Origin of the sequence: Janthinobacterium sp. (genome assembly GCF_009923995.1) — a bacterium.
In the GTDB taxonomy this organism is placed as follows: Bacteria; Pseudomonadota; Gammaproteobacteria; order Burkholderiales; family Burkholderiaceae_D; genus Janthinobacterium.
On the sequence record NZ_RFSK01000001.1, the window covers coordinates 62,414 to 81,354 of the forward strand.

At 63.4% G+C, this 18,941-nt stretch carries 19 protein-coding genes; 11 read left to right on the plus strand and 8 right to left on the minus strand.

Annotated elements, in window-relative coordinates:
- Positions 1-410 precede the first annotated feature (410 nt).
- From EBS11_RS00330 to EBS11_RS00340, 3 genes are all read left to right on the plus strand, one after another.
- Positions 411-1,124: a tail fiber protein gene (locus EBS11_RS00330; RefSeq protein ID WP_290599627.1), complete on the plus strand. Its 714-nt coding sequence runs from the start codon at positions 411-413 to the stop codon at positions 1,122-1,124.
- A 246-nt stretch (positions 1,125-1,370) separates the two neighbouring features.
- Positions 1,371-2,060 carry a tail fiber protein gene (locus EBS11_RS00335; RefSeq protein ID WP_290599628.1) on the plus strand — a complete coding sequence of 230 codons (690 nt, stop codon included), beginning with the start codon at positions 1,371-1,373 and terminating at the stop codon, positions 2,058-2,060.
- A 104-nt stretch (positions 2,061-2,164) separates the two neighbouring features.
- Positions 2,165-2,878, plus strand: a complete 714-nt coding sequence (locus EBS11_RS00340) for a tail fiber protein (protein ID WP_290599629.1) — start codon at positions 2,165-2,167, stop codon at positions 2,876-2,878.
- A 9-nt stretch (positions 2,879-2,887) separates the two neighbouring features.
- Here EBS11_RS00340 and EBS11_RS00345 read toward each other — a convergent pair whose 3' ends face one another.
- A complete protein-coding gene (locus tag EBS11_RS00345) occupies positions 2,888-3,871 on the minus strand; it encodes a hypothetical protein (protein ID WP_290599631.1) in 984 nt (327 codons plus the stop codon).
- Positions 3,868-4,179 (minus strand): hypothetical protein, encoded by a 312-nt coding sequence (locus EBS11_RS00350; protein WP_290599632.1) that lies wholly within the window; start codon positions 4,177-4,179, stop codon positions 3,868-3,870. The genes EBS11_RS00345 and EBS11_RS00350 overlap by 4 nt, the downstream gene beginning before the upstream one ends.
- A gap of 95 nt (positions 4,180-4,274) precedes the next feature.
- On the opposite strand from EBS11_RS00350, the gene EBS11_RS00355 reads away from it, so the two are divergent.
- The 3 genes from EBS11_RS00355 to EBS11_RS00365 are packed head-to-tail and all read left to right on the plus strand — an operon-like array spanning position 4,275 to position 6,501.
- Entirely contained in the window at positions 4,275-4,766 is a 492-nt protein-coding gene (locus EBS11_RS00355; protein ID WP_290599633.1) for a GNAT family N-acetyltransferase, read from the plus strand.
- A complete protein-coding gene (locus tag EBS11_RS00360) occupies positions 4,763-5,476 on the plus strand; it encodes an aspartyl/asparaginyl beta-hydroxylase domain-containing protein (protein ID WP_290599635.1) in 714 nt (237 codons plus the stop codon). Before EBS11_RS00355 ends, EBS11_RS00360 begins: the two co-directional genes overlap by 4 nt.
- Positions 5,473-6,501, plus strand: coding sequence for a sulfotransferase (locus EBS11_RS00365; protein WP_290599636.1), 1,029 nt, complete (start codon positions 5,473-5,475; stop codon positions 6,499-6,501). Before EBS11_RS00360 ends, EBS11_RS00365 begins: the two co-directional genes overlap by 4 nt.
- A 134-nt stretch (positions 6,502-6,635) precedes the next feature.
- Here EBS11_RS00365 and EBS11_RS00370 read toward each other — a convergent pair whose 3' ends face one another.
- Entirely contained in the window at positions 6,636-8,243 is a 1,608-nt protein-coding gene (locus tag EBS11_RS00370) for a hypothetical protein (protein ID WP_290599637.1), read from the minus strand.
- Between the two features lie 259 nt (positions 8,244-8,502).
- Between EBS11_RS00370 and EBS11_RS00375 the strand changes: the two genes are divergently transcribed.
- The 3 genes from EBS11_RS00375 (at position 8,503) to EBS11_RS00385 (ending at position 10,901) form a co-directional block, all read left to right on the plus strand.
- Positions 8,503-9,846, plus strand: coding sequence for a diguanylate cyclase (locus EBS11_RS00375; protein WP_290599638.1), 1,344 nt, complete (start codon positions 8,503-8,505; stop codon positions 9,844-9,846).
- Between the two features lie 51 nt (positions 9,847-9,897).
- Positions 9,898-10,320, plus strand: coding sequence for a hypothetical protein (locus EBS11_RS00380; RefSeq protein WP_290599640.1), 423 nt, complete (start codon positions 9,898-9,900; stop codon positions 10,318-10,320).
- Between the two features lie 137 nt (positions 10,321-10,457).
- Complete coding sequence (locus EBS11_RS00385; protein WP_290599641.1) at positions 10,458-10,901, plus strand: DUF411 domain-containing protein; 444 nt, start codon at positions 10,458-10,460, stop codon at positions 10,899-10,901.
- 103 nt (positions 10,902-11,004) lie between these two features.
- Here the strand turns inward: EBS11_RS00385 and EBS11_RS00390 are convergent, their stop codons facing one another.
- The 4 genes from EBS11_RS00390 to EBS11_RS00405 form a co-directional block, all read right to left on the minus strand.
- Positions 11,005-13,236 (minus strand): NADP-dependent isocitrate dehydrogenase, encoded by a 2,232-nt coding sequence (locus EBS11_RS00390; protein WP_290599642.1) that lies wholly within the window; start codon positions 13,234-13,236, stop codon positions 11,005-11,007.
- A 309-nt stretch (positions 13,237-13,545) separates the two neighbouring features.
- Entirely contained in the window at positions 13,546-13,782 is a 237-nt protein-coding gene (locus tag EBS11_RS00395) for a hypothetical protein (RefSeq protein ID WP_290599644.1), read from the minus strand.
- Positions 13,783-14,023: 241 nt separating this feature from the next.
- Complete coding sequence (locus tag EBS11_RS00400) at positions 14,024-14,149, minus strand: hypothetical protein (protein WP_290599834.1); 126 nt, start codon at positions 14,147-14,149, stop codon at positions 14,024-14,026.
- Between the two features lie 86 nt (positions 14,150-14,235).
- A complete protein-coding gene (locus tag EBS11_RS00405; protein WP_290599645.1) occupies positions 14,236-15,153 on the minus strand; it encodes a LysR family transcriptional regulator in 918 nt (305 codons plus the stop codon).
- A 137-nt stretch (positions 15,154-15,290) separates the two neighbouring features.
- On the opposite strand from EBS11_RS00405, the gene EBS11_RS00410 reads away from it, so the two are divergent.
- On the plus strand, positions 15,291-16,532 hold the full coding sequence (locus EBS11_RS00410; RefSeq protein ID WP_290599647.1) for an FAD-dependent monooxygenase: 1,242 nt from the start codon (positions 15,291-15,293) through the stop codon (positions 16,530-16,532).
- A gap of 640 nt (positions 16,533-17,172) precedes the next feature.
- On the opposite strand, the gene EBS11_RS00415 is transcribed toward EBS11_RS00410, so the two are convergent.
- Entirely contained in the window at positions 17,173-18,060 is an 888-nt protein-coding gene (locus tag EBS11_RS00415) for an AraC family transcriptional regulator (RefSeq protein WP_290599648.1), read from the minus strand.
- 133 nt (positions 18,061-18,193) lie between these two features.
- Here EBS11_RS00415 and EBS11_RS00420 point away from each other — a divergent pair, with 133 nt between their 5' ends.
- A complete protein-coding gene (locus EBS11_RS00420; RefSeq protein ID WP_290599649.1) occupies positions 18,194-18,937 on the plus strand; it encodes an SDR family oxidoreductase in 744 nt (247 codons plus the stop codon).
- Positions 18,938-18,941 lie beyond the last annotated feature (4 nt).

Sequence of the window (18,941 nt, forward strand, 5' to 3'; positions counted from 1 at the left end):
GACTTCAGCCAGCCCGCTGACAGGCTGGCCGCATCCAATCATGGGGCCGCCATTTTATTGCCGCAGCTGATACGCGCGCCTTTGGCAACGGCTTTGCAGCGGCAGCGGCAATCGATAAAGTTTCATATTTATCAATAATAATATTCCCCAATAATTAATAGTGATATTTTTAAAATTTTGAATTAATATATCCACACCATGCCGCGCCGATTTAATCGGCAGCGAGACACTGCCGTATTCCATATTCGAAAGGAAGAACATGCAAGCCTATGCCGCCAGCATAATCCATGCGGATTTTTCTTTTCTGCTTGCGGCAGGCTGATTCTTGCATGACAAAGCCCCGGCATCTTTCCCGGCGGTGCAGTCGCGCCGCCTGTCTTTTCATTCCCATCATTTGAAAGCGAACACGCATGGATCCGATTTTAGGTAGCGTCTTGTTGTGCCCCTACACCTTTGCACCGCAGGGCTGGATGTTTTGCCAAGGCCAGATCCTCAACATTCAAAGCAATGCGGCGCTGTACGCGCTGCTGGGCGTGCAGTTCGGCGGCGACGGCAGAACCACCTTCGCCCTGCCAGACTTGCGCGGCCGCATCCCGGTGGCAGTCAACAACACCGTCGCGGCCGACCGCATCGTCACCGCGCCCGTCAACGGCCAGGGCGTGCCCACCCGGCCAGGCGTGGTGGGCGATACGCTGGGCGCCAACGTGCGCCTCGTCAGCGGCGGCGGCGTCAGCTTCGCGATGACGCAAGCCAACATGCCGCCACACACCCACGTCGCCACCGTGTCGAGCGGTTCGTCGACCGTGAACGTATCCCTGAGCGTCGCCCTGGACGAAGCCACCGATCCTGCGCCTGCGGCAGGCGGCTACCTGGCCACTGCCGCATCGTCGGGCACGTCCGTCACGAATATGTATCTGCCGGCGCTGGGCGCCGCCGGCAGCGCCGCCCTGGCCAGCGCCACAGGACAGGTCAACTTCACCCCGACCGTTAGCAACGCCATCACCGGCATTGGCTTGCCGGTCACCGCGCCAGTCATGCTGACGGCGCAGAGCGCGCCGACGCCGCCCTTCCTGGCCATGCAATACATCATCGCCGTGGAAGGAGTTTTCCCACAACGCAACTGATGACAACGCGGCACGCTTCAAGCCGCAGACAGCATGGATTATTATTATTTACATATTTTCCATACTGTCCATATCGTTGCGCATGCCATTTTAAAAAATAACGCCATATTACACATGCCAGGAAAATGTTTTCAAAACTGACATAATGTATCTAGGCTGAATTCCCAGGTTGAATTCATTTCGTCCAGGCCGGCCTGGCGGTCCCGGCGACATAATATTGAAACTCTCATTTGAAAGGCAATCAACATGGATGCATTTGTCGGTACCATTCTTGCCGTAGGCTTTCCCTTTCCACCGCGCGGCTGGATGACGTGCAACGGCCAGTTGCTGAGCATCAACAACAACGCGGCCCTGTTTGCATTGCTCGGCACGCAGTATGGCGGCGACGGCGTCAACACCTTCGGCTTGCCCGATTTGCGCGGCCGCGCGGCCGTGGGTCAGTGCACGACCGCGATACAGGGCCGTATCCCCGGCGACAACGGCACCGCCGGTGGCACCGTGGCCACGACGTTTACCGCAGCCGGCACCGGCACCGCCACCGCCACCCTGACCGTCGCCAACTTGCCGGCCCACAACCATCCCGCGACATTTACGGCTGGCGGCGGCACGCCCATCACCGTCGATATCAATGTCAGCACCGCCGATGGCACGTCAGCGGCACCGCTGGCCAGCGGCTACCTGGCCGCAGGCGCGACCGACGGCACCAGCACGCCGTTCCTGTATGCCGGTGGCGGCACGCTGACCAAGCTCAATGCCGCCACCGCGACGGTGACTGGCAGCGGTAGCGGCACGGTCACTGTCGGCAATACCGGCAATGGCACCGCCGTGGTCGCGCCGGTCACCGTGTCCACCACCGGCAACGTGGCCACCGTGCCGCCGTTCCAGACGGTACAGTACATCATCTGCATCAATGGCATCTTCCCTAGCCGCAACTAATCATGCAGCACGATCCGGGACGCACAAGGCGCGCCCCGGATCCGCAGCGGTCGCGGCTGTTTCACCTGCCCATCTGACACACTCTTCACTTCATCAGAGACAATATGGACCCACTTATCGGCACCATCATGCTGGCGGCATTCCCTTTCGCACCGAAGGGCTGGATGTTCTGCAATGGCCAGATACTCAATATTCAAACCTATCCCGCCCTGTACGCCCTGCTGGGCGTGCAGTTCGGCGGCGACGGCAGGACCACCTTCGCCCTGCCCGACCTGCGCGGCCGCATTCCGGTGGCACTGAACAACGCGGTCGCATCTGACCGCATCGTCACCGCACCAGTCAATGATGCTGGTACGCCGACACGGGCGTCGCAAAATGGCGACACGCTGGGTACCAACGTGCGCCTCGTCAGCACCGGCCACGCCAACATCACGCTGACGCAAGACAACCTGCCGGCGCACACCCACGCCGCCACCGTGTCGGGCGGTTCGTCGACGGTCAACGTCACCTTGAACGCCGCCCTGGATGAAGCCACCGCCCCTGCGCCTACGGCAGGCGGCTACCTGGCCACTGCCGCCTCGTCGGGCACGTCCGTCACCAATATGTATTTGCCCGCACTGGGCAGCGCCGGCAGCGTCGCCCTGGCCGGCGCCACCGGTCAGGTCAGCTTCAGCCCGACCGTCACCAACGCCAGCACCGGTAGCGGCCAGACAATCAGCACGCCGGTGACGCTGACGGCGCAGAGCGCGCCGACGCCGCCCTTCCTGGCGATGAATTACCTGATCGCCATCGAGGGCTACTTTCCAGCACGCAATTAAGACGTTGTCTCAGCGCATCACGTCGCACGCCAGGCCCGGCGTGCTGCCCAGCTGGTAGGAAAAGGCCAGCGTTTCCGATCCCGTCAGTTGCGGCTTGCCGGGCAGGTGCAGCGGCAGATTCAGGCTGCAGTCATAGTCGTGCAGCACGATATCGCCATGCACCTGGATGCGCGTGAGCAGTTTCGGCGCGCGCGCCAGCTGCGCCGGCAGGCGGATGCTGGCGGCCGGCAATGCGCTGCCGCCCTGCCCCTGCCATGCCAGGATGCTGGCGGCATTCACTTCAAAGATGCGGCCCCAGTCGGCGCACGGCTCGTCCATGGCGCGGCCGGGCAGGCCCAGGTGCACCGCGATGGCGGCAGGCACCAGCGCCGCCTGCGGCGCCTGCACGAACAGGTTGCGCATGATGGCCACCTGCGGTTCCTTGCCCAATGCCGTATTCATGGTTTCACTGACGATCACGTCCGGCAGCGCATCGGGCGCGATGCGCCAGGCGGCGGCGTCGGCGCAGACGTAGGCCGCCACGTGCGCGCCATAGCCGAGCTCTTCGATCAGCGCGCGCGCATAGCCGAGCGCATCCTCGTGTACTTCGAGGATGGTGAAGCGCAGCTGGCGTGGCGAAAAAATCGCCATCAACGGCAAGGCCAGCAAGGCAAACGGGCCGCAGCCCGCGTACAGCACCGAGACGGGCTTGTCGCCCGTCAACGCGGCGCGGATGGCTGCGGCCAGGCCCTGGATGAAGGCGGCGCTGCGCAGCGGTTCGCGCGCGCACAGCGCCGCCTGCACCGGGGAGATCGCCCAGCCGCTTGGCAAGATGCTCTCGCCCTCGGTCATGCGGTCCGAGCCCGCCATCGACAGCTGCGAATGGCGCTCGACAAAGGCCCGCAGCTGGCCCGTTTCGCCGATCAGCGAGGCCAGCGGGCGGGCCGGATCGGCAATGGCGCGGGCGATGTCCGCCAGTTCCGCCTGCCAGGCAGCACGATCAGGCCCACTCACGACAGCGAGACCTGATAGCACTGCTTGCCGAGCTCACTTGGCTTGGCCGGCAACGGCGCCGAGATCGGCCACAGGTACAGCTCCAGCCGGCCCAGTTGCGCATGATCAAGCGTGTAATTCCCGTCTGACAACACCAGTTCGGCCGGACCCGCGAAAATCATGCTCAGCGGCGTGCGGAACTGGTCCGGCAAGCCGCGCCGCGGCAGTTCCTTCGCTTCGCTCAAGGTCAGCGGCACCACGCCGGCCGCCGTATGGGCCATGAAGACGCTGTCCACCAGGGGACCGATCAGTTCAAGAGTGATATTCATAGGGGAAATCCTGTAAATGTGATTGCAAGACGGCGTAAACATTGGCAGCATAGCAAATAGACAGCCATTTGAACCACACCTTTTTTGGAGCGCCGGTGTATTCCCTTCCCTCCCCTTTCCACTTGCGCGACATCGATGCCGCCAGCGATGGCGACCAGGATTTTGTACGCGCCCTGTACCGCTGCAGCCGTGGCGACTTGCTGCACATGCAGGCAGAACCCGACTTCATCGAGCAACTGATCGCCATGCAGCAGCGCACGCACGAACTGGGCTACCGGCAGTCCTATCCGCAGGCGCGCCAGCTGCTGATCGAACGCGACGGCGCCCCCATCGGCCGGCTGATCGTCAACCCCGGCGCACAGGCGCTGCGCGTGGTCGACATCACGCTGCTGCCGCAGGCGCAGGGACAGGGAGCGGGCAGCGCCGTGCTGGCTGGCTTGCAGGCGCATGCCGCCGCGCAGCAATGGACGCTCCACCTGGGCGTGAATCACGCCAACCTGGCCGCGCGCCGCCTGTATGCGCGCCTGGGCTTCGTTGCCGAGAGCGAAGACCCCATCCAGCAACAATTGCGCTGGAGCGCGGCATGACGGCGCCCAGCACCTGGCTGCGCCTGCCGCTGTCCTTCGACGTGGCGCGCATGCAGCACGATATCGACCGCTTCCTGCCCGCCGACTGGCTGGCGCATTTCAATACGGGCGCCTATGAAAATGGCTGGAGCGTGCTGCCGCTGCGTTCCTCCGGCGGCGATGCGCGTCACATCATGTCGCTCGACGACGTGGCGTATGCCGATACGCCGCACCTGGCGCACTGTCCGTACCTGAGGCAGGTGATCGCCGGTTTCGCCTGCGACGTGGGCGCCGCGCGCCTGATGGCACTCGACGCCGGCGCCGTGATCCGCGAACACCGCGATCCCGGCACCGCGCTGGCCGATGGCGTGACGCGCATCCATATCCCGATCCGGACCTCGCCGCAGGTGCTGTTCCGCATCGACGGCGAGCCTGTGCATTTCAGCGCCGGCCACGCCTGGTACATGGATGCCAGCTGCCGCCACGCCGTGGAAAACCGGGGCACGGCGCCGCGCGTGCACCTGGTGATCGACTGCGTCACCAACGCCTGGCTGGAACAGTTGTTCGCCAGCGCCGGCTTCGTGCCGAAAGCGCCGCCCAAATATGGCGACGCCAGCATCAACGATGGCAACGTGCAGGACATCATCGAGCGCCTGCGGGCCACCGGCGAGCCGGCCGTGCTGGCCCGGGCCGACCAGCTGGCCGCCATCCGGCGCGGGGTGGCCGCATGAGCGCGCACAACGGCTTTGCGGTGCAGGAACGCCTGCTGACCAGGGGCGCGCCCGTCGACTGGCACGCGGGCATGGACCTGCGCAACTGGTATCCGCTGACAGCCAGCGCCGGGCCCGATGGTGGCGCGATGACGCTGGCGTGGCGCGACATGGGCGACATCGGCTTCACCGATTCCTTCTTTGAAAACACCCTGGCGCGCCAGGAGCGCGACGAACGCCGCGTCTGCCACGCGCCGCCCGCGGCGCTGGCGCAGTTCAGCGACGTGCCGGCGCCCGACGTCTTCATCTTTCACGTGTCGCGCTGCGGTTCCACGCTGCTGACGCAATTGCTGGCCTCCCTGCCGCAATGCATCGTCATGTCCGAACCGCCCATCATCGATTCCGTGCTGCGCCTGCACCACGACCTGGGGGCGGCCGGAGATGGCATCGCCCTGCTGCGCCACGTCATGCGCGCCATGGGCCAGCGCCGCAGCGGCGTCGAAAACAAGTTCATCATCAAGTTCGACTGCTGGCACATCCACAGCCTGGACCTGCTGCGCGCAGCCTTCCCCGACACGCCCTGCCTGTTCCTCTACCGCGAGCCGCAGGCGGTGCTGGCCTCGCACCAGCGCCAGCGCGGCCCGCAAATGGTGCCCGGCCTGATCCACCCCGCCCTGCTGCCCCTGGCGGTCCGCGCCACCGCCCCCGGCGACCTCGATGCGTACGCGGCCCTGGTGCTGGAAAGCTTTTACACGGCGGCCCAGGCCCATGCGGCGGCGGGACGGATCCAGCTGATCAACTACAGCCAGCTGCCGGGGATGGTCTTTTCAGAATTGCTGGACGCCTTGCGGATCGATTGCACGCCGCCGCAGCTGGAAGCGATGCGGCAACGCTCGCAGTTTCACTCCAAATATACGGGCACGGCATATCGCGGCGATGCGCGCCCTCCGCAGGAAGAGCGGCTGGCGCAACTGGCGGCAGGCATTGCCCCCGCCTACGCGGCACTGGAACGGCAGCGCCTGCAGGCGCGGGGATGGACGGCGTAGCAGAGGCATGCCACGTCTGCCGGCGCCACGGCGCGTAGCGAGCCGGACAAGCATGGTCAATACAGCCGAAGGGACATGCAAACCGCCGCCGGCATCGGAGACGGGCTTCTCCGGGGCCGTGCCGCCGCGTGGTTCTAGCTGGCGTCGGCCTTCGGCTGCACGTCCGCCTGCCACAGGCTGACCGTCTGCCCCCGGTACGACTGCAGCAGCACGTCGTCGCCCAGCGCCGCCAGCGCCTGCTTGCGCTGCTCGATGCGCGCCTCGGACGTCGCTTCCTTCGCGCCCGTCTGGTAAGGCCCCAGCACGGGCAGCAGGTCGCGCAGCACGGCATAGCTGCCTGGCGTGGTCGTGTCCGATTGCACCTTGCCGAAGAAATACTTGGTGACATGCGTGGACTGGCTGCCCTCCTGCCGCAGGCTTGCCCGCACCAGCTTGCCTTCCTTGTATGCTACCTGCGCCTCGCTGCTGGCCGAGTCCTCGATCTGGTGATAGGTATAGTTCTGCGATTCCGTATTGTTCGTCAGCCGCAGCGGCACGCCGGGCACCAGCGACTGGTGGAAGCTGGCGCTCAGCGTTGACTGCTGCTGTTGCCTGACAGACCGTTCATCCTGGCTGGCGCCCGCCTGCGCCGTCTTCTGCGACACCGCATAATCGAAGCCATCCTTTTCCATGCCGCGCATGGGATTGCTGAAATTGACGCTCTGCGACACGGAAGCGCTGAAATCCGCCAGTCCCGTCAGGATGGACTTGTCCTCGGCCGCCAGGCGCCACTTGCCCGCTTCCGGCGTGGCCGTCGCGGCCTGCGGCGCGGCAGTATTGCTGTGCAGGGCCGTGAAGCCATCCTTGAGCATGGCCATCAGGCCGGCGTCGCCATGGCCGCGCGAGGCCGCCTGGTCGAACTGCTTCATGTAGCTGTCCAGCGCCTTGGCCTGGCGCTCGGGGCTGCCCAGGGTATTGAGCGCGCTGGCATCGACCTTCAGGTCCAGGGTGCCGGCCACGCCGCTGAAGCTGACCGAGCGCTGCGTACCATCGGCCTGGAAATCCAGGGTTTGCACGCCTGCGGGCTCGCCGCGCACCTTGACTTCCGCATGCAGCTTCACCGATGCCAGCGCCTGCTGGTCAAATTGCATCAGGCCGGCCAGCTTGAGTTTCGGCGTGTCCTGGCCCATGCCGTCGATGGCGTCCTGGAAACCCTCCGCCAGCTCGCCCAGCGCCCGCGTTTCAACGTCGCTGAGCTCGCCGTTGGCCGTCATCTGCACGGCCAGGCCGTCGCCCTGGCTGTCGAGCGACAACTTGACCTCCACGCCGCTTTTGGTGGTGATGCTGAGCGTGACCTTATCCTCGCCATTGCCGTGCAGGTCGCCCGGCGCGATGGCCGATGCCCCGTAGATATTCGGCGTCGTGCTCGGCGGCGGCTGGCGCAGCGCCTGCGAGAACTGATAGTTGCCCAGCTTGGCCTGTCCCAGCATGGCCGCGCCCAGGCCGCTGAAGCGGCCGCCAAACGCATACGCGGAAAAGCTCTTCGTCATCGCCTCGCTGACCTTGTCGCGCGTGCCGCTCTCCCACACCATCGGCGACGGCTGCTGGCCCGCCGGGACGCCGCCGTTCACGCTCTCCGGGCTGAGGGCGACGATGGTCGATGGCGTGGCGGCGGACGGCGGTGCCTCCGCGCGGACGGGGCTGGCGGCGGACGCGCGCGACGGGGCGCTGTTCCAGCTGGAGAGGGGGGCAATGGAAGTCATGGGGCGGTCGCCTTGCAGGACGTGGACAGGTGCATGAGTGAAATATCGCTATCTTTAATTATTTTGCAATCAAGAGCCGACAAACGCGCCTTCCTCCCCGGATACGGCGAGGTGGCGTGCGGTGGCATGGCAATACTGCTATAACGGCAAGAAATCGCAAAGCATGAGCGTCGGGGAAATGAAACATTTTCATGCTGGCAGAGTGATGCACCCCAACAAGTTGTATAGCGGCCAGAAATGTCCATTAAAATGCAAGACTATGGAACACAAGATTCTGAGCGCGCCGCTGGCCAGTTTTACCGACTTATTGCTCGACGCCGTGTGCATGGTCGACGTGGAGGGGCGCTTTGTCTTTGTCAGCGCCGCCTGCGAACGCATTTTCGGCTACACGCAGCAGGAAATGATCGGCATGCAGATGATCGACCTGGTCGCGCCCGCCGACCGCGCCCGCACCCTGGCGGCGGCCCGCGCCATCATGGACGGCCATGCGCAGACGCACTTTGAAAACCGCTACCTGCGCAAGGATGGCCGCCTGGCGCACATCATGTGGTCCGCCCGCTGGTCCGCTCCGCACCAGCTGCGCGTGGCGGTGGCGCGCGATGTCAGCGCCCTGAAACAGGCGCAGGCAAAGCAGGCCGCGCTGTATGCCATTTCCGAAGCCACGCATGCGGCGGGCGACATGCCCGCCCTGCTGCAACGCATCCTGCACATCATCGGCGAGCATTTGCCCGTGCGCAGCCTGACCCTGCAGCTGCAGGACGAACATGGCATGCAAACGCCCATCACCTGCCATGCGGCCGGCAGCGCGCCGCAGGCCGCCCCGCCCCTGGCGGGCCTGCTGTGCGATGAAGTGCTGCGCTGCGGCCGGACCGTGCTATTGCAAACGGGCAAGCTGGCGGGCTTGCCGGAGGCGCTGCAGCAGGCCGCCAGCGGCCTGGCCGCCGACTGGCTGGCCGTGCCGCTGTATTCGTCGCGCGGCAGCATCGGCGTGCTGGCGTGGCAAAGCGGCCAGGATGGCGTCATGAGCACGGAGCAGGACCAGGATCTGCTGCAATTCGTCGCCAAGCAGCTGGCCACGGCCATCGAGCGCCAGCAGCTGCACACGCAGATGCAGTTCATGGCCATGCACGACGAACTGACCCGCCTGCCGAATCGCCGCCTGTTCCACGACCGCCTGTACACGGCCTTCGCCCGCGCCCACCGCCAGCAGGGCCGGCTGTCGCTGCTGTTCCTGGACCTGAATGGTTTCAAGCGCGTCAACGACCGCCACGGCCACGCCTGCGGCGACCTGCTGCTGCAGGCCGTGGCCGCGCGCCTGCGCGACTGCATCCGCGAAACCGACACCCTGGCCCGGATGGGCGGCGACGAGTTTGTCATCTTGCTGGAAAACAATGCCATGCCCGCTGACATCGCGCTGATCGAGCAAAAGATCCATGCGGCGCTGGCCATGCCGCTACACCTGGGCAACGGCGACGTGCTGCAAACGGCCGTCAGCATCGGCGCGGCCCATTACCCGGACGATGCCGACAGCATGCAGATGCTGCTGCGCCACGCCGACCGGGCCATGTACCTGTCGAAATCGCGCCAGGATGCCTCGGCCTAGGAGCTCCGCCCCGGCCTGGCTGCTGTTGCCCCTATGCTATACTTTCCAGCGATGCTAAGACTCTTCAAAACATGGCTGGTCCTGCTGCTGATCACGGCGCTGCCCCTGCAGGCCGCCGCTGCCGGCATGGGCTGGCCGTGCGCAAGCAGTAGTCCGGCGCGCCCCCAGGCGGCGCACGCGCCGGCGGCGCCCCCGATGGGCGAAGCGTGCCCGCATCACGGCGACGCGGCCCGGGCAAGCGCCGCCGCCGCGGAGGCAGACCCTGGCGCGCGGCCGCACGATGGCGCCGGCGCCGGTCACCCCGCCTGCGGCAGCTGTGCGGGCTTTTGCACGGGCGCCTGCATGCCGCCCTCCCTCGCCAGCGCGCCTGCGGCCCTGCGCGGCGCGGAAAACGTCCCCCCTTCAGCCCCGGTCCTGTTCACGGGCTTCATTCCCGACGCCCTGCTGCGGCCGCCGCGCCACGTGCCGGCGTAAGCGCCGGCGCCAGGCACGCTGCCCTGGCCCACCCGCCATGCCTGCGCGGCGGGCGGGAATTGCCGGCCCGCGCCCCTCCCCGCCACTTGGCCGGAGCACGCCCGACCATCCGACCTTATCTACCTGAGAGCTACACCATGATCAAGAATTTCCTGCTGCGGGGCGCCGTCGCCGGCATGCTGGCCCTGCCCACCCTCGCCATGGCCGCCGCGCCCGTCATCGACGTGTTCAAGAGCGCCTCCTGCGGCTGCTGCTCCGAATGGATCAGGCACCTGGAGAAGAACGGTTTTACCGTGCGCGCGAAAAACGTGGAGATGCCGGCGCAATACCGCAAGCTGGCCGGCATTCCCGACGCGCTCGGCTCCTGCCACACGGGCCTCGTCAACGGCTATGCCATCGAGGGCCACGTGCCCGCCAGCGAGATCCGGCAACTGCTGCGCGACAAACCCAAGGCCAGAGGCCTGGCCGTGCCCGCCATGCCCATGGGTTCGCCCGGCATGGAAGGCCCGCGCCAGGACCCGTATGACGTCCTGCTGGTCAGGCACAATGGCAGCACCGGTGTCTACAGGCATTATCAATAAAGCCGTAGGGAAATAAAAAACGCCGCCGGTATCGCTCCCGGCGGCGTTTTTTTATCAGCCAGCAGGCCAGCAGACGCTGGCCTTGCTAAACATCAAGCCTGCATCAGATCGTATCCAGCACCGCGTTCAGGCTGGCGCTAGGACGCATGACGGCTTCCGTCTTCGCCGGATCGGGCAGGTAGTAGCCGCCGATATCCGTTTCCTTGCCCTGCACTTCTTTCAGCTCGGCAACGATTTTTTCTTCGTTGTCGGCCAGGGCCTTGGCCACTGGCGCGAAGTGCGCCGCCAGTTCCGCGTCATCCTTCTGTGCCGCCAGGGCTTGTGCCCAGTACATGGCCAGGTAGAAATGGCTGCCACGGTTGTCCAGCTCGCCGGTGCGCGGCGATGGCGACTTGTTGTTGTCCAGCAGCTTGCCCGTCGCTTCGTCCAGGGTTTTCGCGAGGATTTTCGCCTTCGCGTTGCCCGTCTTGATGCCCATGTCTTCCAGCGACACGGCCAGGGCCAGGAACTCACCCAGCGAATCCCAGCGCAGATGGTTTTCTTCCACCAGCTGCTTGACGTGCTTCGGTGCCGAACCGCCGGCGCCCGTTTCGTACATGCCGCCACCGGCCATCAGCGGCACGATCGACAGCATCTTGGCGGACGTGCCCAGTTCCAGGATCGGGAACAGGTCGGTCAGGTAGTCGCGCAGGATGTTGCCGGTCACGGAGATGGTGTCCAGGCCGCGGAAGGCGCGTTCCAGCGTGTAGCGCATGGCGCGCGTCTGCGACATGATCTGGATGTCCAGGCCGCTGGTATCGTGGTCCTTCAGGTAAACCTGGACCTTCTTGATGACTTCGTTTTCGTGCGGACGATAGCTGTCCAGCCAGAACACGGCTGGCATGCCCGAGTTGCGCGCGCGCGTGACGGCCAGCTTGACCCAGTCGCGGATCGGCGCGTCCTTGACCTGGCACATGCGCCAGATGTCGCCCTCTTCCACCGTCTGCGTCAGCAGCACTTCGCCCGTTTCCAGGTCGGTGATGTTGGCGATGCCGCCTTCCGGCACTTCAAACGTCTTGTCGTGCGAACCGTATTCTTCCGCTTGCTGCGCCATCAGGCCCACGTTCGGCACGGTGCCCATGGTCTTCGGATCGAAGTTGCCATGCCATTTGCAGAAGCCGATCATTTCCTGGTAGATGCGTGCGAACGTCGATTCCGGCATGACTGCCTTGACGTCCTTCGGGCGGCCATCGGCACCCCACATCTTGCCGCCGATACGGATCATGGCTGGCATCGACGCGTCGACGATGATGTCGTTCGGCGAGTGGAAGTTGGTGATGCCCTTGGCCGAATCGACCATGGCCAGTTCCGGACGGTTGGCGTGGCAGGCGTGCAGGTCTTTCAGGATTTCATCCTTTTGCGACGCTGGCAGGGTCTCGATCTTGTCGTACAGGTTGCTCATGCCATTGTTGACATTCACGCCCAGTTTGTCGAACAGTTCGGCGTGCTTGGCGAACGCGTCCTTGTAGAAAATGCGCACGCAGTGGCCGAAGACGATCGGGTGCGACACTTTCATCATGGTGGCCTTGACGTGCAGCGAGAACATCACGCCCGTCTTGAAGGCGTCGTCGATTTCCTTCTCGTAGAACTCCAGCAGCGCTTTCTTGCTCATGAACATGCTGTCGATGATTTCGCCCGCTTGCAGGGACACCTTCGGTTTCAGCACGATGGTCTTGCCCGAAGCCGTGACCAGTTCCATCTTGACGTCGCGGGCCTTTTCCAGGGTCAGCGATTTTTCGCCGTGGTAGAAGTCGCCGTGATGCATGTGCGACACGTGGGTTTGCGAAGCCTGGCTCCACTCGCCCATCGAATGCGGGTGCTTGCGCGCGTACTCCTTGACAGCCTTCGGTGCGCGGCGGTCGGAATTGCCTTCACGCAGGACCGGATTGACGGAGCTGCCGATGCACTTGCCGTAGCGGGCTTTCAGGGCTTTGTCTTCGTCTGTTTTTGCATCTTCCGGGTAGTCCGGCAGCTTGTAGCCGCGGCTTTGCAGTTCGCGCACGCAGGCGATCAGCTGGCCTTGCGAAGCGCTGATGTTCGGCAGCTTGATGATGTTGGTGTCAGCCAGCTGGGTCAGTTTGCCCAGTTCCGCCAGGGTGTTCGGGACTTTTTGCGCGTCCGTTAGGAATTCGGGAAATTCAGCCAGTACGCGCGCCGCCACCGAAATATCGCTGGAAACGACGTCCACGCCAGCCGGCGCAGTGAATTTTTTGATAATTGGCAGCAGGGAATACGTCGCGAGCAGCGGCGCCTCGTCAGTCAGCGTGTAGATGATTTTGGATTTTTGTGTTGCCATGTTCATTCCCTTGTATGCGGTGATGCCTGGTGGTTAACTTTCTTCATTCCAAACACAGGACGGTTAGCCTTGCTTTGGACGGCTAGTGTGCCGGCGGTGACGCCGTGCTTGCCCACCACGTATTTTAGACTGTCCTGCCGCTGTTTGTGTATCCGATGGCGAGGAATCTTATATAAGACAGCAAATATCCGGGGAAGATGGACGCAACGCACGGTTTTCCGCTGGAAAATGGCCGCCGGCGGGCCGGCCGCGCATGTATGAGACATAGGAAACAAATATAAATTTACAAATCAACCCGTGCAAACGGTATCACGGGCGCTCGTTCTTGAAGATGCCGCGCACGTTCATCAAGGCCAGGCACAGGTTCAGGAAGATCAGGGCCCAGGCCCCGTCTTGCCAGCCCCAGCAGACCCACAGCACATTACTGAACAAAAATACCCAGAAGCCGGCGAAGCGCCGCGCGGCAGTGCGCGAAGCCACCAGCCAGGCCGCCAGCAGCGAAGCGGCCATGGCGGGCCATTGCAGCCATTCGATCATCTCGGACATGTCGCCTCCCCCGTTTGTGTGAAATGCACCAGTATGGTCTGTCGTTGGCGTACGTCTGCCATCCACGCCACTCCCCGACTATCTGCAGCCGGTTTGATATCGATTAAACCAACTTATCAGAACAACCATGCGATGAGCAGCCTTCCTCCTCCATTGTTTATCTTTTCTCAACTGAAAGGTATAACAATCCGGTGTTGCGAGGACCGCTTGAATCCGCCCTGCGCGCCCTGATCCGAATGAATCATGACTGGCTCGACTGGCTTGCGTCGCCAAGCCGTTCAACGACCTCAAGCGCCGGGTGCCCGCGCTCATTCACCTGCTTGACCGCAGCGACCTTAAATTCTTCCGGGTAACGCTTACCGCTCATGATTTCCCCTTTGCCTAAACTCAGGAGTGTCTACAATGGTCGTGGCGATTCATGCCGCTATTCGGGCGCGTTCCCCAATTCGATTTTCATTTTGCGCCGCTCCCGACTCCTTCCAATCGCAGCTGTATCAATTCCAGCAAAGCCCGAACCCGCGCAGTTACGGAGTGCCGATGGCTGTACACGCCAAGCAATTGCAGTGGCGCAGGGCACAGGTCCAGCGGCACTTCCTGCAAGCGGCCCGCGGCAAGATCTTCCTGGCATGGATAGGCCGCCACGATCGCGAAGCCGATGCCTTGCCGCGCGCCCGCCAATGCCAGTTCTCCGCTGTTAACACGATAGCGGCTACGCACAGCTACCTTTACGATGTCGCCCGTGGCATCGAGAAACTGCCAGGGCTGGCCCTTTAACGCGCTCAAGGTGGTAATGCACGGCAATGACCTAAGTTCGCGCACGTGGCGCGGTATGCCAGTCTTGGCTAGCAGGGCGGGCGCCGCGACCACGATGCTGGGCAGCGTAGCGAGTTCGCGGGTGATGAAGGTACTGTCATCCTGGCGCCCGCGATGGAAGACGATGGACAGGTCCATGTCTTCCCGGAGAGCGTCCAGACCAGTCAGGCGCGTGTCGCATTCCAGTTCGATGCCGGGATGAAGGCTGCAGAACTCGGCCAGGATAGGAGCTAGCAGCCTCGGCGCTTCGCCTGGCATGCACATCCTGAGGGGGCCGCGCAGTTCACGCTGCACGGCGCCAAGCTCTTCCTCGGTGGCGAGCAAGGCCTCGAGCAAGGGTTTTGCGCGTTCGTAGAGCAGCCTGCCAGCTTCCGTCATACGCAGGTGGCGGGTGCTGCGTTCCAGCAGGCGGACGCCCAGCATGCGTTCCAGCGAGGCAACGTGGCGGCTGACGTTGGAAGATGGCAGGGTCAGCAGGCGTGCCGCGCCGGCAAAGCTTTGTTCATCGACGACCGCCACGTAGACACGGACGGTATTCAAGTCGAGGGCATTGCGCATGATTATCCCGATTCAGGTATGAAAGCTGCCCATTTTCACATACTAGTACTCCAAAGTGGCGGAATTTAAGATGCCGTCTCGTCCGATGGATCGCCGCCGGCGGCGCGTCGGGACGGATTGAATAGGAGAGCTTCAGCATGGAAATCGGAATACTTGGCGGCGGCATTGCAGGGTTGAGCGTGGCGCTTGCCCTGAGCAAGCGGGGATACAAACCCCGCGTATATGAGCGCCGGGCGGGGCCCGCGACGATGGGGGCTGGCGTTACGCTCTGGCCCAACGCCGGCTTTGTGCTGGAGGAACTGGGGCTGCTGCAAGACATCGCTGCAGTGGGAGGCCGGCCAGTGGCCATGCACCGTCAGGATGCCGCGGGCAATTCTTTGGGGGGCATCGATATTGCCCTGCTGGACCAGATTATGGGGCATCCGACGCATACGATCTTGCGCCGGGACTTGCAGGCGGTACTGCTGGATCATGCGGCACAGGCCGGGATCCCGGTAGCATTCGGGCATCGGGCGGTGGCGATCGACCTCGATGCTGGCGGCAAAGCCGTGGCGCGCTTCGAAAACGGGGCAAGCATTCGTCCGGACCTGCTGATCGGCGCCGATGGCCGCATGGACTCGGTGGCACGCCGCTTCGTCGCGGGGGACAACACGCCAGTCTATCAGGGCTTTGTGAACTGGGTGGGCGTGACGCAGGCGGAAAGCGCACTGGTGGACGATATCGCGATTCAGGATTACTGGGGTTCGGGTGACCGCTTCGGTTGCGTGGCCGTCCGGCCGGATCTGGTCTACTGGGCGGCGGCGCAGGCACGCCCATTGCCGGGGGCGGCGCCCGCAGCGGATATGCGTAAGGAGATCGAGGATCTGTTCGCGGGATGGCCCGAGCCTGTCACCCGTATCATCCAGGCGACACCGGCGCATGCCATCCGACTGATTGCCGTGCACGACCTGGAGCCGCTGCACACGTGGAGCCGCGCCAATGTACTGCTCGTGGGAGATGCGGCGCACGCGCCGTTGCCGACCTCCGGCCAGGGCGCCTGTCAGGCACTGGAAGACGCCTGGCATCTGGCTCAGTGTCTGGCTGGGACGGAGGGCTGCCTCGATGCAGCCTTGCTGCGCTTCGCCGAGATCCGCGGGCCGAAGACCGCGAGGCTGGCCGAGCAGGGCCGCGTTTTCGCGCGCGGCCTGTTTGCCACTGATCCTGAAACCTGCCGCATTCGCAATGAACGCGCCAAGGCGTCCGATCCCTTGCGTGACGTGCATGCCTTGGCAGCAGGATGGGCGCAGGGCTTGCCGATGGCCGGCTGCACGGACGGCGCGCCGGCGGACAGCGTTGGCTCCGGCAGTCTGTACCGCCTCAGAAAGACTGTGCCAATGTAGACACCGCATGGCGTCTCCGGCCGCGAGACGCCTCACTATTGAGCGAACCGGGCATTTTCAGACTGAATCGCCATCAGTCGCTTAGGCTTTCCTGATCCATAGTTCTTGCAAAATGAAAAACCCATGGATCGTGTCCGGGGCTTGGGTGTCTTCCAGGCACCAGGTATGCGATCTCGTCACTGCCTGATCCAACGGTGAGATCGGGCCTGGCCTGTCTATCGCCCCTGCCCTGCAGAGACTCCTGTCGCGCGCTAGCAAAAGCAGGCCTTCTCTCGCGATAACGGACGGCGAAGGTTGGTTTACCCGATCAAGGCAGCAGCAGAGCGCCTGCCTATACGCGCGATAGCGGCACAATTGGCTACGATAGACTGGCCCGTCATCTGCTTCGCGCGCTCAGCCAGATCGGGGACTTTGGAGGCTGGCGGTAGCTTTGCCATCACGGCCGGTGCGACATGGCACCTGACGGTATCACGCCAAAACAGAAGCTTGCCACGGCCGCTTAACTGAAAGCGTAAGCCCAGCACCGTATTGATCCGGCCTTCAAATAGCTGGTGACCGACCAACCGCCTGGTGCGAGCAATTTTAAATTTCCACCTGATAGACCAAGCTTGCGAGCCGTCCAGGGGTGTTGGCTCGATTACTACTCCCCCCGCAGCTCTCGGGTGGCTTTCACAAGGTCTCGAGAAGGTGGCAGGCCGAACAAGCGAGCATATTCCCGGCTGAACTGATTAGGGCTCTCGTAGCCGACACTGAACGCAATCGAAGTCGCGCTGCCTTGGCCGGAGATGAGTTGGGAGCGCGCATGTAACAAACGTAGACGTTTTTGATATTGTAAGGGGCTCAATGCCGTCACCGCTTTAAAATGGCGATGGAATGCAGAAACGCTGAACGCCGCCATCTCAGCGAGTGCCTCCACCTTTATCTGTTCGGTAAAGTTACGACGTATCCAGTTGATTGCCACACTAATACGTGAAAGAGCCGTGTCAGGCGATGCAATGTCTCGTAGCATCCAACCGAGAGGCCCCTGAAGCACACGAAACAATATCTCACGCTCATAAGCAGGAGCGAGCACTGCTATCTCGTCCGGCCGTTCCATTAGTCGCAGCATACGGATCCACGCGTCGAGCAGCTCCCCATTGACTGGCGCAACCGAGAATCCTGAACCCAACAGCGTACTACCTACCCGAACCGGCAAGTCACGGATAAGCGCAGCGACGATGGCGGGATCAAGCGTCAAGCTCACAGCCAGATACGCTTCGCCTGTCGCGGCAGGATGTACAGCCCCCACTGCAGGGAGATCCACTGACATCACAAAGTAGGTGGCCGGATCATAATGAAAAGTGCGGTCGCCAATCGTCATCGTTTTCGATCCCGTCAGTATCAAGTTGACCATTGGATCGTAGACGGCAGCGAGCAGATGCTCCGGGATCTCGCCCTGCACCATGGCGACACGTGGGATGCCGGTTTCGGTGCGGCGATTCTCGGCCCCTGCGGCCAGTGCTCTCAATTCTTGCATTTGCTGTTCCATGTTGAAACCCTAACAGGGGCCACCCCCGGATGCAATGGGAAAGCAGAAATAGGCAAGTTTTGAGGAGGATCGGGTGAGTCCGTTGCTGGCGGCAGTCTTACCATGGATCTCACTAATCTACTGGAGGAATCGAATGAAGATTGTCATCGTGACGGGCAGCAGCCGTGGCATCGGCGCCAGCACTGCACTGGAATGCGCCAAGCGCGGCATGGGCGTGGTCGTCACTTACAACAGCAAGCCGGAAAAAGCGGAAGCGGTCGTACAAGCCATCACGGGGACGGGCGGAAAGGCGGTTGCGCTGAAGCTGGACGTTAGCAACAGCCAATCGTTCGCCGATTTCCGCCAGGCGTTGTCTGGCCAGCTGGCCGCCGTCTGGGGCCGAAACAGCTTCGACTTCCTTGTCAACAACGCCGGCCACGGGCTGTATGCGCCGATCGCTGAGGTCACCGAGGCGCAGTTCGACGGTCTGTTCAACATCCACCTCAAGGGGCCGTTTTTCCTGACTCAGGCGCTGCTGCCGCTCATCGAGGACGGCGGCCACGTGGTCAACGTCACCAGCGCAACGAGCCGGGTAGCGACGGCTGGCGTGGCGCCGTATGCCGCTTTCAAGGGTGGTCTGGAGGTACTTACGCGCTACATGGCCAAGGAATTCGGCGCGCGCCGCATTCGGGCCAACTCGATCGCGCCGGGTGCGATCCGCACTGAGCTGGGCGGCGGACTGACACCGGAGTTCGAGGCTATGCTGGCGGACCAGACGGCGCTCGGCCGGGTCGGTGAGCCGGAAGAAGTCGGCGGCGTTATCGCCAGCTTGCTTTCCAATGAGAACCGCTGGATCAATGCTCAGAACATCGAAGTCGCGGGCGGCTACATCATCTGAATCA

Excerpts from the sequence above, each read along its gene's own strand:
- EBS11_RS00350 (WP_290599632.1), bottom strand. The coding sequence starts at position 4,179 with ATGAATATCACTCTTGAACTGATCGGTCCCCTGGTGGACAGCGTCTTC.
- EBS11_RS00365 (WP_290599636.1), top strand. The coding sequence starts at position 5,473 with ATGAGCGCGCACAACGGCTTTGCGGTGCAGGAACGCCTGCTGACCAGG.
- EBS11_RS00415 (WP_290599648.1), bottom strand. The coding sequence starts at position 18,060 with ATGGAACAGCAAATGCAAGAATTGAGAGCACTGGCCGCAGGGGCCGAG.
- EBS11_RS00405 (WP_290599645.1), bottom strand. The coding sequence starts at position 15,153 with ATGCGCAATGCCCTCGACTTGAATACCGTCCGTGTCTACGTGGCGGTC.
- EBS11_RS00380 (WP_290599640.1), top strand. The coding sequence starts at position 9,898 with ATGCTAAGACTCTTCAAAACATGGCTGGTCCTGCTGCTGATCACGGCG.
- EBS11_RS00360 (WP_290599635.1), top strand. The coding sequence starts at position 4,763 with ATGACGGCGCCCAGCACCTGGCTGCGCCTGCCGCTGTCCTTCGACGTG.
- EBS11_RS00420 (WP_290599649.1), top strand. The coding sequence starts at position 18,194 with ATGAAGATTGTCATCGTGACGGGCAGCAGCCGTGGCATCGGCGCCAGC.
- EBS11_RS00400 (WP_290599834.1), bottom strand. The coding sequence starts at position 14,149 with ATGAGCGGTAAGCGTTACCCGGAAGAATTTAAGGTCGCTGCGGTCAAG.
- EBS11_RS00340 (WP_290599629.1), top strand. The coding sequence starts at position 2,165 with ATGGACCCACTTATCGGCACCATCATGCTGGCGGCATTCCCTTTCGCA.
- EBS11_RS00375 (WP_290599638.1), top strand. The coding sequence starts at position 8,503 with ATGGAACACAAGATTCTGAGCGCGCCGCTGGCCAGTTTTACCGACTTA.
- EBS11_RS00395 (WP_290599644.1), bottom strand. The coding sequence starts at position 13,782 with ATGTCCGAGATGATCGAATGGCTGCAATGGCCCGCCATGGCCGCTTCG.
- EBS11_RS00370 (WP_290599637.1), bottom strand. The coding sequence starts at position 8,243 with ATGACTTCCATTGCCCCCCTCTCCAGCTGGAACAGCGCCCCGTCGCGC.
- EBS11_RS00385 (WP_290599641.1), top strand. The coding sequence starts at position 10,458 with ATGATCAAGAATTTCCTGCTGCGGGGCGCCGTCGCCGGCATGCTGGCC.
- EBS11_RS00410 (WP_290599647.1), top strand. The coding sequence starts at position 15,291 with ATGGAAATCGGAATACTTGGCGGCGGCATTGCAGGGTTGAGCGTGGCG.
- EBS11_RS00390 (WP_290599642.1), bottom strand. The coding sequence starts at position 13,236 with ATGGCAACACAAAAATCCAAAATCATCTACACGCTGACTGACGAGGCG.
- EBS11_RS00330 (WP_290599627.1), top strand. The coding sequence starts at position 411 with ATGGATCCGATTTTAGGTAGCGTCTTGTTGTGCCCCTACACCTTTGCA.
- EBS11_RS00335 (WP_290599628.1), top strand. The coding sequence starts at position 1,371 with ATGGATGCATTTGTCGGTACCATTCTTGCCGTAGGCTTTCCCTTTCCA.